This is a genomic window from Kineococcus vitellinus, assembly GCF_009906315.1.
In the GTDB taxonomy this organism is placed as follows: domain Bacteria; phylum Actinomycetota; class Actinomycetes; order Actinomycetales; family Kineococcaceae; genus Kineococcus; species Kineococcus vitellinus.
In genome coordinates this window covers 1-15,101 of sequence record NZ_JAAALL010000086.1, presented here as the reverse complement: position 1 = coordinate 15,101, position 15,101 = coordinate 1, and the positions used below count along the sequence as shown (strand labels likewise).

The window sequence follows — 15,101 nt, the reverse complement described above, 5'->3', positions numbered from 1 at the left end:
ACGGTGGCGATGTTGGCGCTGATCTCCTCGGTGGCGGTGGAGACGACCTGGGCCTGGGTGGCGGCTTCCTCGGCGCCGGAGGAGAGCTGGGTGGCCACGGTGGTCAGTTCCTCCGAGGAGGTGGCCAGGGTGGTGGCGCCGCCGGCGATGGCGCGGATGGTGGCGCTCAGGCGCTCCATGGTGGCGTCGAGGGCGCTGGCCAGCTGCCCGACCTCGTCCTTGGTGGTGATGGCCACCCGCTGGTCCAGGCGGCCGTCGGCCAGGCCGCGGACCACGGTGAGGGTGCGGGCGAGGGGGCCGGCGATGGAGCGGGCGACGGCGATGGCGACGGCGGTGGCGATGGCCAGGGCGGCGGCGCCGATGGTGAGCAGCAGGGTGATGGCGGTGTGGTAGTCGGCGGAGCCTTCGGCGGCCAGGTCCTTGGCGGCCTGCTGCTCGGTGGTGCTGAGGGCGTCCAGCTGGGCGTTGAGCGCCTTGACGACGGGGGTGGAGGTGGCGTTGCGCTCGGCGTAGAAGCCGGCGATGTCGTTGGCCTCGGCCAGCGGGATCAGCTTCTCGCGGGCGCTGCGGTACTGCTGCATGAGGTCCTCGGCCTCGGCGCGCTCGGCCTTCGAGGCGGCCGGGTCGGTGGCCAGGTAGTCCTGCCAGGCCTGGTCGTAGACGCCGTCGCTGGCGCTCATCGCCGTCAGCGCCGCCTGGGTGGCGGCCTCGTCGGGGGCCATGGCGGCGTTGAGCAGGTCGAAGCGGGCGGTGGAGAAGTCCTCCTTGACCTCCGCGATGGTCTGCACGGAGGCGACGCCGTCGGTGGAGACGCTGTCGAGGTTGGCCTGGGAGCCGCCCAGGCGGTCGATGCCGACCGCGACGACGAGCGCCAGCAGCAGGCAGACCACGCCGAAACCGGCGAAGAGCTTGGAAGCGACGTTCAGATCGCGCAGTCGGTTCACGAGGGTGCCTCTCGGGCAGGTGGTGCGGCATCGAGCGCACGCGCAGCGCCGTTGCTGGACGACACGAGTGAGCGGGGTCGTCCACTCGATCGGCCGCGCGGGTGACTACTTGAGCTGTGCAACCACTTGTGCACGGGTGCACGTGCCTGAGAGCCCGGCCCGCTCTCCCGAGCTCACCGAGCTCCTGTCAGACGGTGGGACGGGGAGCCGGACCAGCAGCAGCGGGTCCTGCGGGTCCTCCACCCCCTCGGGCCTGCTTCACGCCTGCGTGTGCTGGCGGGCCAGTTGCGTCAGCGGGGCCGAGCTCGTGGTCGTCAGCGCCAGCCCGACGGTCTCCGGGGCCATGAGGTGCGACACCACGGCCCCGACGACGCAGATCAGCGCCCCGATGACCATGCACGCGCCCACCCCGATGGTGTCGAGCCCCACGGGGAGCAGCCAGGTGCCGGCCGCCGCGCCCACGCGGCTGGCGGCGGAGGCGAGCCCCACTCCGCTGGTGCGGACGTCGGTGGGGAAGACCTCGGGGGCGTAGACGGCGGTCATGTTGCCCGAGACGGCGTTGAAGAAGGCGAAGGCGCTGAAGGCGAGGATCACCGCCGCCGTCGGGGCTCCGTTCCACAGGCCGACCACGAGCAACGCGGCCGCCATGATCCAGAAGGGGCCGATGAGCATCTGCCGGGACCCGAGGCGCTGGATGAGCAGGAACCCGGCGAAGGAGCCGACGGCGGCGATCCCGTTGACGAACAACGTCCCGGCGCGCTCGTCGCCCAGGTCCAGGGAGCTGAGGACGCGCGGGGCGAAGGTGAAGATGGCGAAGTACGGCGCGACCAGGCACGCCCAGAAGACGCAGACGAACACCGTGCGCGCCCGCACCCGCGGGGCGAACAACGTGCGCCAGTTCCCGGGCGCGCTGTGTTCCTCGGCGAGGTCGTGCTGCTGGAAGTAGGCGTCTCCACCCAGGTGCTGGTCCACCACCCGGTGCGCTTCGGCGACGCGACCCCGGCTCATCAGCCAGCGCGGTGATTCCGGCAACCCGCGGCGCACGATCAGCGTCACCGCCGCCGGGACCGCGCTGGTGCCCAGGACCCACCGCCAGTGCACGTCCAGGGCCAGCAGCGCGTAGCCGACGACCACCGCGAGCAGGAAGCCCACGTACCAGTTCACCTGCAGCAGCGCCAACCGGCGCCCGCGCCCGCGCGCGGGGACGAACTCCGCGAGCATCGGCGCGCCGATGGCGTACTCCGCGCCGATGGCCAGTCCCAGCACCAGCCGCACGACGAACAGCTGCCACCCCTCACCGACGAAGGCCTGAGCCAGCCCCGTCACCCCCAGCAGGGCGATGTCGAAGGTGAACAGGCGCCGGCGCCCGAAGCGGTCGGTGAGGTAGCCGAACACCGGTGCGCCCAGGAAGATGCCGATCAGGGAGGACGCCCCGATCAGCCCCAGCCACCCGGTGGAGATGCCCAGCTCGGCGCCGGCCAAGGTGATGACGACGCTCAGGATGCCCAGGTCGTAGCCGTCCAGGCCCTGGCCCCAGGAGACGGCCGCGGTCACCCGCCGCAAGAAGGCGCGGTTCTCGCGCGGGTCCGCCGGCGCACTCGTCCCGGTCATGGCCGGCCCCCTTCGACGGCGCCGTCCAGCGCCTTGCGCGTCGCCACGACCCGTCAGGCGAGGCGTCCCGCACGGTGCGGGCATCGGCGTCGGCGCGCTCGAGCCCTGCGACGACCGGTCCGACGTCCTCAGCGTCGATGCGCCGAGGGTGCACCGCAAGTCAGGCGGGGGCCGTCCCGCGGGAGGGTGCCGGGAGCCCGGTGCTCCGCCGGCTCGAGGGGGGCGCGCCCGGTGCGCTCACCCTGCGGAGCGCTCACGGGGCGGGGCGCGTGCAGTCGTGCAGCGGGCCGCGCAGCCACGCCTGCGCCTGCCGGTGGCTGCGCAGCCGCACGACGGGGAGCTCGGGGCGCTCGTGGAGCAGGCGGACCACCCGCGCGGCGCTGTGGTGGTGGGTGCGCCAGGCCCAGCGCACGATGTGCTCGGGGTCGGTGAGGAAGGTGCGCAGCGGAGGTTCGACGTTGCCGTTCCACAGCACCTGGCGGCGCAGTCGGCGCAGCAGGGTGCGCCGCACGACCTGGCGCAGCACCCGGCCCCGGGGCAGGTCCAGCCACACCAGCAGGTCGGCGCGCCCGGCCAGGTGCGATCGCACCTGGTCGTACTGCCACTCGCTCACCCAGCTGGGGCCGGCGCTGAAGCGGTGCACGTCGTGCTCGAAGGAGGGGCGCGCGCTCCAGCCTGGGCCGTGGAAGAGGGCGTCGATCTCCACGTGCGGTGCCTGCAGCGCGGTGGCGATGCGGGAGGCCAGCGTCGTCTTGCCCGCGCCGGAGGTCCCGGCCACGAGGACCCGCCGGGGTCGGTGCGGCAACGGGTCGGTGGGACCCAGCAGCGGCATGAGCAGCACGCTAGCCAGTCGCGCACCCCGTCGTGCACCCAGCGCGGAGGGGGAGCGGCGGCGGGGAAGCGCGAAGACCCTCAGGCGGAGCGATCGGTCACTTCAGGCCGCGGGTCGGTCTCCGACCAGCCGGCGGCCTTCGAGGCCTTCATCCGCGGCGGCGGCAACGTCCCGCTGTACTCCGCGGTCAGCGCAGCGCTGGCCGGGCTCTACGACAGCCACCGGCCCAGCACCCTGCTCGACGTCGGCTGCGGAGACGGGACGGCGCTGCTGCCCGCGCTGCACGCCGCGCAGCACCACCCCACCCGCGTCGACGTGGTCGAGCCCTCCGAGCCGCTGCTGCGGGCCGCCCGGAGCACCTGGAGTTCCTGGCCAGGACCTACGAGCAGGGCCTGGCCGAGTACGGCGAGCAGCGGGAGCTGGTGGCCCAGGGGTTCTTGATGCCCGTGCTGACGGGGCAGTTGCGTCCCGGCGCGCTCCGGGCCACCTTCGAGCAGCCCGCCCGCGCGTGGGCCGAGCAGGTCCGTCAGGCCGGGTACACCGACGTCGTCGTCACCGTCCTGCACGACTACTGGTCCTCCCCGGCGTTCCTCCTCACCGCACGCGGCGCTGCCGGGCGACCTCCTCTCCGCCCCGCACCAGCACCACCGGCGCACCGCCGAGGGCGGCCCGGTGGGCGGGCGGCTGGTCGGCGCACACGATGACGCCGGAGCCGTTCGCCACCACGTCGAGCACCGGGTGCCTCCTCGACGGCCGCGACGTCGGCGCGGCGGCCGATCGTCCGGCAGCGCTGCGACCTCTCAGCCTGGTGGTGGGACGGCGAACTCGTTGAACGCCTCGTGCCCGGGCCGCACGCTGCCGTCGGCGTCCAGGAAGTGCAGCCACTCCGGGTGCCCGACCGGACCGTGGGCGTCGCGGTGCAGGTCTGCCACGCCGCTGTGGTGCAGGGCGTGGACGGTGTAGCCGATGCCCCGCTCCTTCAGGCGGGCCAGGGTGTAGCGCATGACCTCCACGTGCCGGGCGTCGTCGCGCGCGCCCCAGACCGTCTCGCTGGCGTAGAGCTCCTTGCCGACCGAGCGGGCGAAGGCCACGCACTCGTCGAGGTAGGCCTCGAACCCCGCCCGGGTGTGCACGTGCGTCTCCGGGCCCAGGCCCTGCCACATCCAGTAGGGGTGGAAACCCAGGACGTCGCTGAGGGGTTCGGTCGCCCGCAGCGCCGCCACGTCGGCGTAGTTGCCGATGGTCAGCGGTTGACGGGCCCCGGCGCTCAGCACGACGTCGCGGCACCACCGCAGCCACCGCAGTTCGGCGATCCGCAGCGGATCCTCCACCTGGTGGACGTAGGCGCCCATGAGCGGTTCGTTGCACAGGTCCCAGGCCCAGATGCGCTCGTCGCCGGCGTGGGCGCCCACCACCTCGAGGAGGTAGCGGCGGAAGATGCGCTGCACGGGAGCCACCGCGTCACCCTCGGCGGCCGGGTCCTCGAACAGGTCGTCGGCCCGGCTCCACGCGCTGGCGTGGGGCAGCAGGTGGTCCAGGGGAACGCCGCCGAAGTCGCAGACCGGGTCCCGCCAGCGGTTGAACAGCACCGGCACGACGACGACGTCGTGGCGGGCGAACACCTCGAGGCCGGCCTCGAGGTTGGCGAGGAAGCGGTCGGGACCCCGCTGGAAGGCCTCGTGCGACAGCCACCAGCGAGCCGTGTTCCAGCCCGGGAAGGCGGCCTTGCCGCGGGCGACCTCGACGGCCATCCGACCGTGGTCGTGGTGTTCCCACAGGTCCAGACCGGACGACCCCCAGGAACCCGCGTAGTTGAACCCGTGGACCTCGCTGGGCTCCACCGCCTGCTCCCCTCCGACCCGCACGGCACGATGCGACCGGGCCAGGACGACCGCGACCGGGACTCCCGAGCATATCGATGCGTTCGGGCAGCGGGAAGGGACTCCGTCTCAGCGTCCAGCGCCGCTCGGGTCGCGCGGGAGCGGAGCGGTGGTGAGCTCGCCGACCACGTGCTGCTGGATGCCCGGACAACCTCCACGCCGCGCACGCAGCCGGCGAGCTCCTGCCCGGGGGTGGTCGCTGCACCGCTGAGGGCCCGTCGTCACACGCGGTTCCTCCTCGTGGCGGCGTCCTCGTCCTCTTGCCGGCGGTTCTCGTGCCGTCACCACCTCGGCGCACCGACGGTGCTGCGCCCGCGGCGGTGCGCTCCGCGCTCACCGCGCGCTTCGCCCGTCACCGCGAGCGGTCGCCACGGCGCCGGACGGCGGGACGGTGGGTGAGCAGGTGGTGCGCGGCACTCCCACCGGCAGCGACCACGAGGGCGAGCAGCAGCGGGGGCAGGACCAGCCCGGGGGTGAGCAGGGCCGCCTGGAAGACCTGCGCCCCGTACCCGGCCAGTTCGCGCGGGTGCGGCAGCAGCAACCGGAAACCCGCTGCGGAGGTGACGGCGGTGAGGGCGGCGGGCAGGACCCACAGCAGCGCCAGGCCGCCCGCCGCGGCGAGGACCCGCCCGGCGCTGCGCACTCCGCTCCACGCGATGACGGCGCCCACGAGGACCGCGGGCAGCCAGTGCTGCCCGGACGCCGCGGCGCCGCCTGCGGTGGTGAAGGGGGTGAGGAGGGAGCTCAGCCAGGAGGCGCCGAGGACGGCGGACAGGCTGACGCCGACCACCACCGCCGCGCGGGAGGCGGCCAGCAGCAGGCGCAGCACCAGCAGCCCGACGGCGAGCGCGATGGAGAGCGCCGCCAGCAGCGCCGCCAGGTAGAGGGCGGAGGCGGGGCGTGCGCTGAGGCCGCCGGCGACGGTGAGGGTGGTCTGCGCCGCCGCCAGCAGTTGCACGCCGAGGACCCCCGCGGCCAGGGCCAGCACCGAGCGGCGGGGCCAGCGCAGCCGGGTGGTGCGCGCCAGCAGGCGGGCGAGCAGGCCGGCGAGGGCGTGGCCGGTGACGAGCAGGCTCAGCAGCTGGGTGAGGGCGTACTGGCTGAAGGGCAGCAGGACGCGGGGCATGTCGGCGGGGGAGGTGGGCTCGCGCCACAGGTTCTGCAGCGGCAGGCGGGCGCCGGTGGCCAGCCAGGGCAGCAGGGCGGTCAGGGCCGTGAGGGCGCCGAGGCCGGCCCAGGTGAGCAGGCTGGTGCGCCGCAGCAGGTCCGCGGCCGGCTGGGGGTCTGTGGGACGGCGATTCGTGGAGCGGTGTCCTGCGCCAGGCTGGTGTGGCGCACGTGCACCAGCGTCGCCGGCGTGGTCGTCGTAGGAGCTCACCCCTCCACGATGCACGCCGCGTGCAGCGGCCGTGCCGTGCTCGTCGAAACCACCGCGGATCCGCCCAGGTGGAGCACCGCCTGCTCGCGCTGGTGCACCACGCCCGCCACACCGCTTCCCGCGCCGCAGCACCTGCGTGGCCCGGTGCTCCGCCGTGCAGGCGGCGGCGAACACCGCGGGGAACACCCGGGGCGTGTTCTCCCGTGCGGCGTCGGGGACCGCCGGGACGGGGCGTCAGAGCAGCAGGAGCAGCCCCACCCCGACGGTCAGGTCCAGGACGCCGCACCACTCGGCGAAGGAGCGCTGCACCACCCGCTCGCTCCACCAGTGCACCGCGTCCCAGCAGGCGTGCAGGACGAGCCCGCCCGCGATGACGACGACGCCGATCCGAGGGTCGATCCCCGTGGCCAGGAGACCGGCGCCGGTGAACACCACCGCGGAAGGTGCCTGCGCCAGCCGCAGGCGGTCTCCTCGCAGCACACCGATCACCAGCCCGGTGGTGGCGAGGAGCACCACGGCCGTGCCCAGCAGCACCGCTCCGATGACGTCGGTGTGCACCGGCGCCAGCATCCTGGCGGCGGCCGGCCTGCTGGACGCGGCACCCATCTTCGTCCGGGACGGGCCGGTGATCACCGCGGCCGGCATCACCAGCGCCCTGGACCTGACCCTGGCGCTGGTGGAGGAGGACCACGGCAGCGACCTCGCGCGGCTGGTGTCGCGGGTGCTGGTGACGTACCTGCAGCGCCCCGGCACCCAGGCGCAGGTGAGCCCGTTCACCGCCGCCGCGCCCCCGGTGCACGACCCGCTGCGCCGGGTCGTCGAGCACGTGCACGCGGACCTGGGAGCCGACCTGAGCGCCACGGCCCTCGCGGGCGTGGCCGGTCTCAGCCCGCGCCAGCTCGCGCGCTCGTTCGCGCGGCACCTGCACCAGTCCCCGGCCTCGTACGTGCGCACGGCGCGCACGCGGGCGGCGGCGCGGCTGCTCGAGACGACCGACCTGCCGCTGCCGGCGATCGCCGCTCGCACCGGCTTGGGCACGAGCGAGACCTTGCGCAAGGCGTTCGCGCGGCACTACGGGCTCGCGCCCTCCGCGCACCGCGCCGCCTCACGTCAGCACGCCATGAGGCAGTCGACGACGTCCACGACAGCGCCCTGACCGTGACGACGCCCGCAGGGCGCCATGAGCGCGAGGCGGCGACGATCCTGGGTGCGCTGGTCGATGCCGTCGGCCTGCATCGCGGCGATGAGACTGTCGAACCGCGCTCGGCAGGCATCGCGACCGAGGGACGTCTGCACCAGGTACCAGCCCGTCGCGCTGGCCAGGGTGACGCGAACGGATGTGCCACCTCTGTGAGGGGCGAGCTGGAACGTGGCCATGAGGGGCAGGTGTTCGCTACCTGACCAGGCTCCCAGCAGTCGGTACCTCAGCGTGGAACCGCTCGAGAGGTGCAGTGTCGTGCCATCCGGCTCATCCAAGCGCGCCGACGGTCCCCGGGGCAGCTGGCGCAACTCGGCCAGGGCTTCGTCCGCGGTAGCGGCGCTCTCCAGCGTCGTTGAGAGGGTGATCGATTCGGCGGCCATGGCTTGATGCCGGCATCGCCGTGGTCGAAGCGACCTCCGATCGCGGGGAAGTGCTGCCCACCTCATCTCATGCAGATCGGCACGAGCGTGACGTCCGCAGGGGCAGGCGAGGCCGGGGTCGCCGAGGGTGGGTCCAGTCCGTCGTCACACGTGTCCAGCAGGCCGTTCCTCCGCGTCGATCCGCCGCTGATCGTCCAGCCGACGGTGACCGAGAGTCGCCGGGGCGATCCAGGGCTCGGCACGCTGACGACAGCCTTGACACCTCCTGGGTGACGAGCGTACAAGTGGACCCGATCCAGGATTCCAGTGATCTGTCCCGGTGCTGGGCAACAGGGTTCCGCCGCACCGGGCGTCGCGGCCGCGCCTTTCGTGCCGCCGCTCCATCTCCTCTGCGCCGGAAGGCTCCGCGGCTGACCGGACGAACGACGAGGGCCGACGGACGACGCCGTCCGGAGGTTCACGGTCCTCTTCTCGACGGGCACGCAGGCCCTGGGGGGCCACGACCGGGTGCGCGAGCACCCCAGGACGGAGCACCGGTGAGCGAACAGCAAGCGAGCGGGATGGACGGCGCGGGAGCGGGGAGTTCCACGGGTGGGGGAGGCGCGTCCGGGCCTCACGACATGCCCGGTGGCCGCGGAATGTCGGGAACGGGTTCCGGAAGTCCCGCCGGAGGTGTTCGGGCACAACGTTCCTGCGGAACGATGGACGTGCATCGGCGGTTGTTGTCGGCGAGCCCGGCCTACCGGAACCTGCGCAGCGAGGTGGAGAACGAGGCCCGGGCCTACCGCACCGCGGACGCGGCGCAACGGCTGACGGGTGTCGCGAGGATCCCGGTGGTGGTGCATGTCGTATGGAACACCCCGGACCAGAATGTTTCCGATGCGCAGATCGACGGTCAACTGGACGTGCTCAACCAGGACTTCCGGGCGGCGAACCCGGACCTGGCTGGGGTCCCCGGTGTCTTCGCGCCTCTCGTGGGTGACGCGCAGGTCGAGTTCTTCCTGGCCACGACGGACCCCTCGGGGAACCCCACGACGGGCATCACCCGCCAGCAGACGACCGTCACCGGGTTCACCCACGACGACGCCGTGAAGTCGGGCGCCTCGGGTGGTACCGACGCGTGGCCCGCCGACCACTACCTCAACCTGTGGGTGGCGCCGCTGGCCGATCAGCTCCTGGGTTATGCGCAGTTCCCCGGTGGTGCCGCCGCGACGGACGGTGTGGTCGTAGCCCACTCGGCGTTCGGGAACACCGGAACGGCGCTGGCGCCGTTCGACCTGGGGCGCACGGCGACGCACGAGATCGGACACTGGCTGAACCTCTACCACATCTGGGGTGACGACGGGACAGGGTGCGGCGGCACCGACGAGGTGGACGACACCCCCAACCAGGGAGGGTTCAACGTCGGTGCCCCGACGTTCCCGAAACCCAGTTGTGGCAACACCCCCAATGGCGACCTGTTCATGAACTACATGGACTACGTCGACGACCGGGCGATGTTCATGTTCACGGCCGGGCAGGTCGACCGCATGCGGGCCACCCTCGAGGGGATCAGGTCCCCGATCGTGGTCCCCGGTGGTGCGTCCAGACGCATCGTCCCGGCCGGCCCGGTGGTGGCGTGGGGTTCGCACCGGCTCGACGCCTTCGTCGTCGGGACGGACCGTTCCACTTACCACAAGTGGTACGGCGGTTCCGGCTGGGGACCGTCTGCGATGGACTACGAGTACCTCGGGGGAACCTGCATGAGTTCCCCGGAGGTGGCATCGTGGGCACCGGACAGGCTCGACGTGTTCGTCCTGGGAACCGACCGGGGTTTGTACCACAAGTGGTGGGGCGGTGCGGGGTGGGGACCCTCGGACATCGGCTGGGAATCCCTGGGCGGGGTGTGTGCGAGTCCGCCGCGGGTGGCCTCCTGGGGGTCGGACCGGTTGGACGCCTTCGTGATCGGTACCGACCGGGCGCTCTACCACAAGTGGTGGGACGGTTCTGCCTGGGGACCGTCGGTGACGGGGTGGGAATCCCTCGGTGGGACATGCACCGGAGAGCCCAGCGTGGTCGCGTGGGGCGAGAACCGTCTCGACGTGTTCGTCACCGGAACCGACAGTGCGCTGTACCACAAGTGGTGGGACGGTTCCGCGTGGGGACCGTCGGTGACGGGGTGGGAATCCCTGGGCGGGGTGTGCACGAGCCCACCCACGGCGGTGTCCTGGGATGAGGACCGTCTCGACGTGTTCGTCACCGGAACCGACAGCGCGCTGTACCACAAGTGGTGGGACGGTTCCGCGTGGGGACCGGCGGTCGACGGCTGGGAGCTGCTGGGTGGAACGTGTGTCGGGCAACCGCGGGTGGCGTCGTGGAACGCGAACAGGCTCGACGTGTTCGTCACCGGAACCGACAGTGCGCTGTACCACAAGTGGTGGGACGGTGCGGCCTGGGGACCGGACCTGCTGGGGTTCGAGAACCTCGGCGGAGTCCTCAGCGACTTCCGGCTCGGTTCCCCGAACGGTGGAGGTCGCACCGGATCGACCATGCCGCTTCCGTCCACCCCTGCGTCGCTCACCGCCGCGAGGGCCTGACCTCTCAGCAGGGGAGTCCACGTGCCAGAATCCACCACCACGCTGTGCCGCCGGTGGGGTCACTCCTTCGAGGAGGACCACGACGGGATCACCGTCTACCGGCCGGCGGACTACGAGTTCCCCCGCGCCCGCGGTCGTGCCGGGATGGAACTGCGGCAGGACGGCAGCTGGACGGACTGGTCGGTGGGTCGGGGTGACGCCCCCGAACCCACGACGGGGAAGTGGCTGCGGACCGGAGACGACCTCAGGCTCGCGAACCCCGGAGGGGCCGAGACGGCCCTGCGGATCGTGCAGTTGGCACCGGACCGCCTCGAGCTGCGACGGACGCCGTCGTGAGCACGGGGTCGGTCCGGTGGGGATCGGTGCCGGTAGGGACGGAGGTTCCGACCGGACGCCACTGGGTGCGGTTCGGTGGTGAGCTCCTGGTCTGGGAGACGGGTCCGCCGTCCTCCACTGGCCGCGAGGACGGGCTCGTTCCCGCGGCCGGTCTGCTGCTCGTCACGCAGGTCGGTGACGCGTTCCGGCAGGACCATCCGGACGCTGTCGTCCTGCTAGACCACGGACGTCACCTGGTGGTGGAGGCCGGGAGCCTCCGGGGTGCGCCCGACCAGGCGCACACCTGCTGGCGCGCCGAAACCCTGCCCGAGGACGCGGTCGTCGTCGACAGGCCCCGGGTCGCCACGCGCGCGCCGACCCGCCGGGACACCGAGCTGCTGGCCGGTCTGTCGGTGGCGTCCTGGGAACAGGACGTGCGGGCCCTGGCGGCGGTCCGGACCCGATTATCCTCCGGTGCGGGTTTCATGACCGCGGCGACCAGCGCCGCCGCCACCCTCGAGGCTCTGGGGTTCACCGTCCGGACCGATCCGGTGCAGGTCCCGGGCGGGGTCAGCGCCACCGTCGTCGCGGACCGGGTCGGCTCGAGGACCGGAGCGCGTCGGGTCGTCCTGATCACGGCCCACCTGGACTCCATCAACATCGCCGGCGGACCCACCGCGGTCGCCCCCGGCGCGGACGACAACGCCAGCGGTGCCGCCGGAATCCTGGAACTGGGCCGCGTGCTGGTGGGGGTGACGTGGCAGCACGACCTGCGACTGCTGCTCTTCGGCGGTGAGGAGCAGGGCTTGTTCGGGAGCCGGCAGTACGTCGCCGCCCTGCCGCTCGCGGAACGCTCCCGGATCCGTGCAGTGCTGAACCTGGACATGATCGGCCGGCGGAACGGACCGTCCCGCGGCGTGCTGCTCGAGGGAGGACCTGCCTCAGCGCACCTCGTGGACGACCTCGCGGCCGCGGCGACGTCGGTGACCGGCCTCCAGGTGTCGACCTCGTTGTCCCCGTTCGCGAGCGACCACGTGCCGTTCCTGGAGGCCGGGATCCCGGCGGTCCTGGCCATCGAGGACTCGGACTCCTCCAACCACGACATCCACAGCGACCGTGACGTCGTCGCCCACATCGAACCCGGTCTCGCCCTCGAGATCCTGCGGATGTGCCTCGCCACCCTCCTGCGCTGGCTCGACTCCCGGCCCAGGCCGCGACCCGCCGGCCCCGTGGTCGCCCGCGCCCCGGGACGGCTCGACGTGTTCGTCGTGGGTTCCGACTCGGCGATGCACCACCAGGTGCTGAAGGGTCCGGCGGGGTAGTCCCACCCGCGCTCGTGCCCGACGCTGGACGTGCCCCGGCCGGCTGGCAGCTGTGGCCGATGACGTCCAGGCACGCTTCGGCGCTGCGGTGCGGGTGGAGCGTGCTGCAGGTTCGGCACCTGTGACCCCCACCCCAGCGACCGGTGCCTCCTTGGTGCACTGGATCGAGCTGGGCGACGAGTCGGTCCTCGGCGCGGCTGGAGGTCACCGTCGACGGGAGCTGGGCGTGGCGGCCGTCGACGTGGGCGTCATCGAGTCCGCCGTCACCGCCGTGCTCCTCGGTCGGGTGTCGGAGGTCATCGGTCACGCCGGGTCCCAGCCGGCGGTGCGCTTGGTGGACGGCAGCGAAGAGCGCGCCAACCAGTGGCCCGGACTGCGCGGTCGTCCGTTGCTGTCGCGTCGGCGACCTCGGCAGCTGACCTCGGTGCCGGTGCCGGTGCCGGTGCCGGTGCCGGTGCCGGTGCCGGTGCCGGTGCCGGTGCCGGTGCCGGTGCCGATCACGTCCCGCGTCGCGGTGGCAGGAGCGGTGCGCAAGGCGCTGAGGTTCCTCGTGGTGGCGCTCACCCCCACCGGAGCGGGTGCCGTGCACCGGCACGTGCTGCGGTGAGCCCTGACCACACGCGCACCGTCGAGCGGTCACCACAGGACGACCGTCCGCGGATCGTGCGTCGACGGGCTTCGTGCCGTGCGGTGTCCTGCGGGCAGCGTCGCAGGAGCCGTCATCGGGGGAGGTGCTCAGTGCCGCGCAGGTTGCCGAGCACGCGCCAGGCGGGTCGCTGATGGCGGTGCGCGAGCCGGCGTCGCCCGTCATCGCCGTGGCCGCGCGGACGCCCCCTGCGACCGGGGCTCCCGGACGTGGGCTCACGTGTCGAGGGCGGGTCAGGACGGGCCGGTGAGCAGCTGCGTGGCGGCGAGTTCCCGGTACAGCGGAGAGCGTTCCAGCAGCTGCGCGTGCGTGCCCGAGGCGGTGGCCCGACCGTCCTCCAGCACGACGATCTGGTCGGAGTCCACGACCGTGGACAGCCGGTGCGCGACGACGACGAGGGTGCGCCGGGAGGCCGCGGCGACCAGCGCCTCGCGCAGCAGCGCCTCGTTGCGCGCGTCGAGGCTGGCGGTGGGCTCGTCGAGCAGCAGCAGCTCCCCGGGCGCCAGCAGGGTGCGGGCGATGGCCAGGCGCTGGCGCTGCCCGCCGGAGAGCAGCACCCCGCGCTCGCCGACCTCGGCGGCCAGGCCGGGGCCGCGCTCGGCCAGCTCGCGCAGGCCCACCGCGTCCAGGACGGCGAGGACCTCCTCGTCGGTGGCGCCCGGCGCGCCGAGGACGAGGTTCTCGCGCAGGGTGCCGGCCAGGACGGGGGCGTCCTGCTCCACGTGGCCCAGCCGGGCGCGCAGCGCCGCCAGCGGCTGCTCGCGCACGTCGACCCCGCCCACGCGCACGCTGCCGGCGTCAACCTCGTGGAAGCGCTCCACGAGGCCGAGCAGGGTGGACTTGCCGGCGCCGGAGGGGCCCACCACGGCCGTGCGGGTGCCGCGCGGCACGGACAAGCTCACCCCGCGCAGGGCGGGGGTGCCGTCGGGGTAGGCGAACGCGACGTCCTCGAGCTCCAGCAGCGGTACCGGGCCCGGGCGCTGCGGTGGCACCACGGCGACGGCCGCGGCCGCGGGGACGGCGGGCGCGGTGACGGGCGCGGTGCGCGCCGGCGGGCGCGGGTCGTCCTCCTCCACGGGCAGGCGCAGCACCTCGTCGACGCGGGTGAGAGCGGCCACCCCGCTCTGCACGACCGTCCAGGTCTGCACGAGCTGGCCCAGCGGCATCACGAGCGTGAACAGCAGCAGCACGAAACCCACGAGCTCGGCAACGCTGGTGTCGCCGGAGGCCACGCGGGCGCCGCCCAGGCCGAGCACGAGCACGAAGGCGCCCTGCACGGCCACCTGCATCGCCGGGTCGAGCAGCGCGCGCACCCGGATGGCGCGCACGGAGGCGTCGCGGGCGCGGCCGGCGGCGGCGACCACCCCGGCCAGCTCGCGGTCGGTGGCGCCGGAGGCGCGCAGGGTGCGCAGCGCGCCCAGCACCCGGCCCACCGCCGAGCTCATCGCACCCACCTCGGCCTGGGTGGCCAGCGTCAAGCGCCCCAGGCGGCTGGAGGCCAGCGCGATGGCGGTGCCGGCCACGGCGATCGCGGCGAGCGTGACGGCCAGCAGCACCGGGTCCAGGCCGGCCATGAGCACCAGGGCGCCCGTGAAGGTCAGGACCGTGGCGAGCAGGTCGAAGAGCCCGGAGGTGACCACGGCGGCCAGCGCCGTGGTGTCGCCGGAGACCCGCGAGAGCAGGTCCCCGGAGCTGCGTGCGTCGCGGGCGGCGATCGTCAGGCGGGCCAGGCGGGTGACCAGGGAGGTGCGCACCGCCAGCACCACGCCCGCACCGGCGCGCTCCAGCAGGAACTGCCGCAGGCCGTCGGTGAGCGCGCTGAGCAGCACCACGCCCACCAGCAGCGCCGCGACCGGGCGCACCGGGGAGCCGTCCTGCACGACCTGCACCACGCGGGCCACCGCGAGCGGCTGGGCCAGGGCGGTCGCGGCGCCGACCAGCGAGAGGAGCACGGCGACGGCGATCGCGGCGCGGTGCGGGCGCAGGTGCGGCAGCAGCAGGCGGGCGGCGACGCGC

At 73.6% G+C, this 15,101-nt stretch carries 14 protein-coding genes; 5 read left to right on the top strand and 9 right to left on the bottom strand.

What is annotated here, in order from left to right; translation table 11 throughout:
* The 7 genes from GTQ99_RS09950 to GTQ99_RS24360 form a co-directional block, all read right to left on the bottom strand.
* A partial coding sequence (locus tag GTQ99_RS09950) for an MCP four helix bundle domain-containing protein (protein ID WP_166615577.1) occupies positions 1-944 on the bottom strand: 944 nt, incomplete at its 3' end.
* A gap of 258 nt (positions 945-1,202) precedes the next feature.
* The gene (locus tag GTQ99_RS09945) at positions 1,203-2,555 is read right to left on the bottom strand and encodes an MFS transporter (protein WP_166615576.1); all 1,353 of its coding nucleotides are present in this window, start codon (positions 2,553-2,555) and stop codon (positions 1,203-1,205) included.
* A 253-nt stretch (positions 2,556-2,808) separates the two neighbouring features.
* Positions 2,809-3,387, bottom strand: coding sequence for a P-loop NTPase family protein (locus GTQ99_RS09940; RefSeq protein ID WP_166615575.1), 579 nt, complete (start codon positions 3,385-3,387; stop codon positions 2,809-2,811).
* A gap of 594 nt (positions 3,388-3,981) precedes the next feature.
* Positions 3,982-4,122 carry a hypothetical protein gene (locus GTQ99_RS09935; protein WP_166615574.1) on the bottom strand — a complete coding sequence of 47 codons (141 nt, stop codon included), beginning with the start codon at positions 4,120-4,122 and terminating at the stop codon, positions 3,982-3,984.
* Between the two features lie 65 nt (positions 4,123-4,187).
* On the bottom strand, positions 4,188-5,252 hold the full coding sequence (locus GTQ99_RS09930) for a glycoside hydrolase 5 family protein (protein WP_338074882.1): 1,065 nt from the start codon (positions 5,250-5,252) through the stop codon (positions 4,188-4,190).
* 367 nt (positions 5,253-5,619) lie between these two features.
* On the bottom strand, positions 5,620-6,645 hold the full coding sequence (locus GTQ99_RS09925; protein WP_166615573.1) for a hypothetical protein: 1,026 nt from the start codon (positions 6,643-6,645) through the stop codon (positions 5,620-5,622).
* A gap of 234 nt (positions 6,646-6,879) precedes the next feature.
* Positions 6,880-7,203 carry a hypothetical protein gene (locus tag GTQ99_RS24360; protein ID WP_205707167.1) on the bottom strand — a complete coding sequence of 108 codons (324 nt, stop codon included), beginning with the start codon at positions 7,201-7,203 and terminating at the stop codon, positions 6,880-6,882.
* Between GTQ99_RS24360 and GTQ99_RS09920 the strand changes: the two genes are divergently transcribed.
* A complete protein-coding gene (locus GTQ99_RS09920; RefSeq protein ID WP_205707166.1) occupies positions 7,187-7,801 on the top strand; it encodes a GlxA family transcriptional regulator in 615 nt (204 codons plus the stop codon). The two genes, GTQ99_RS24360 and GTQ99_RS09920, sit on opposite strands and share 17 nt — an antisense overlap.
* On the opposite strand, the gene GTQ99_RS09915 is transcribed toward GTQ99_RS09920, so the two are convergent.
* Entirely contained in the window at positions 7,756-8,226 is a 471-nt protein-coding gene (locus GTQ99_RS09915) for a hypothetical protein (RefSeq protein ID WP_166615571.1), read from the bottom strand. The two genes, GTQ99_RS09920 and GTQ99_RS09915, sit on opposite strands and share 46 nt — an antisense overlap.
* A 701-nt stretch (positions 8,227-8,927) precedes the next feature.
* Here GTQ99_RS09915 and GTQ99_RS09910 point away from each other — a divergent pair.
* From GTQ99_RS09910 to GTQ99_RS09895, 4 genes are all read left to right on the top strand, one after another.
* Positions 8,928-10,802: a DUF8189 domain-containing protein gene (locus GTQ99_RS09910; RefSeq protein WP_166615570.1), complete on the top strand. Its 1,875-nt coding sequence runs from the start codon at positions 8,928-8,930 to the stop codon at positions 10,800-10,802.
* Between the two features lie 21 nt (positions 10,803-10,823).
* Complete coding sequence (locus GTQ99_RS24355) at positions 10,824-11,138, top strand: hypothetical protein (protein WP_205707165.1); 315 nt, start codon at positions 10,824-10,826, stop codon at positions 11,136-11,138.
* A gap of 239 nt (positions 11,139-11,377) precedes the next feature.
* Positions 11,378-12,439: a M20/M25/M40 family metallo-hydrolase gene (locus GTQ99_RS09900; RefSeq protein ID WP_166615569.1), complete on the top strand. Its 1,062-nt coding sequence runs from the start codon at positions 11,378-11,380 to the stop codon at positions 12,437-12,439.
* Between the two features lie 121 nt (positions 12,440-12,560).
* A complete protein-coding gene (locus GTQ99_RS09895; protein WP_166615568.1) occupies positions 12,561-13,046 on the top strand; it encodes a hypothetical protein in 486 nt (161 codons plus the stop codon).
* A 272-nt stretch (positions 13,047-13,318) separates the two neighbouring features.
* Here GTQ99_RS09895 and GTQ99_RS09890 read toward each other — a convergent pair.
* Positions 13,319-15,101: ABC transporter ATP-binding protein (locus GTQ99_RS09890; protein WP_205707164.1), on the bottom strand; the 1,783-nt coding region annotated here is incomplete at its 5' end.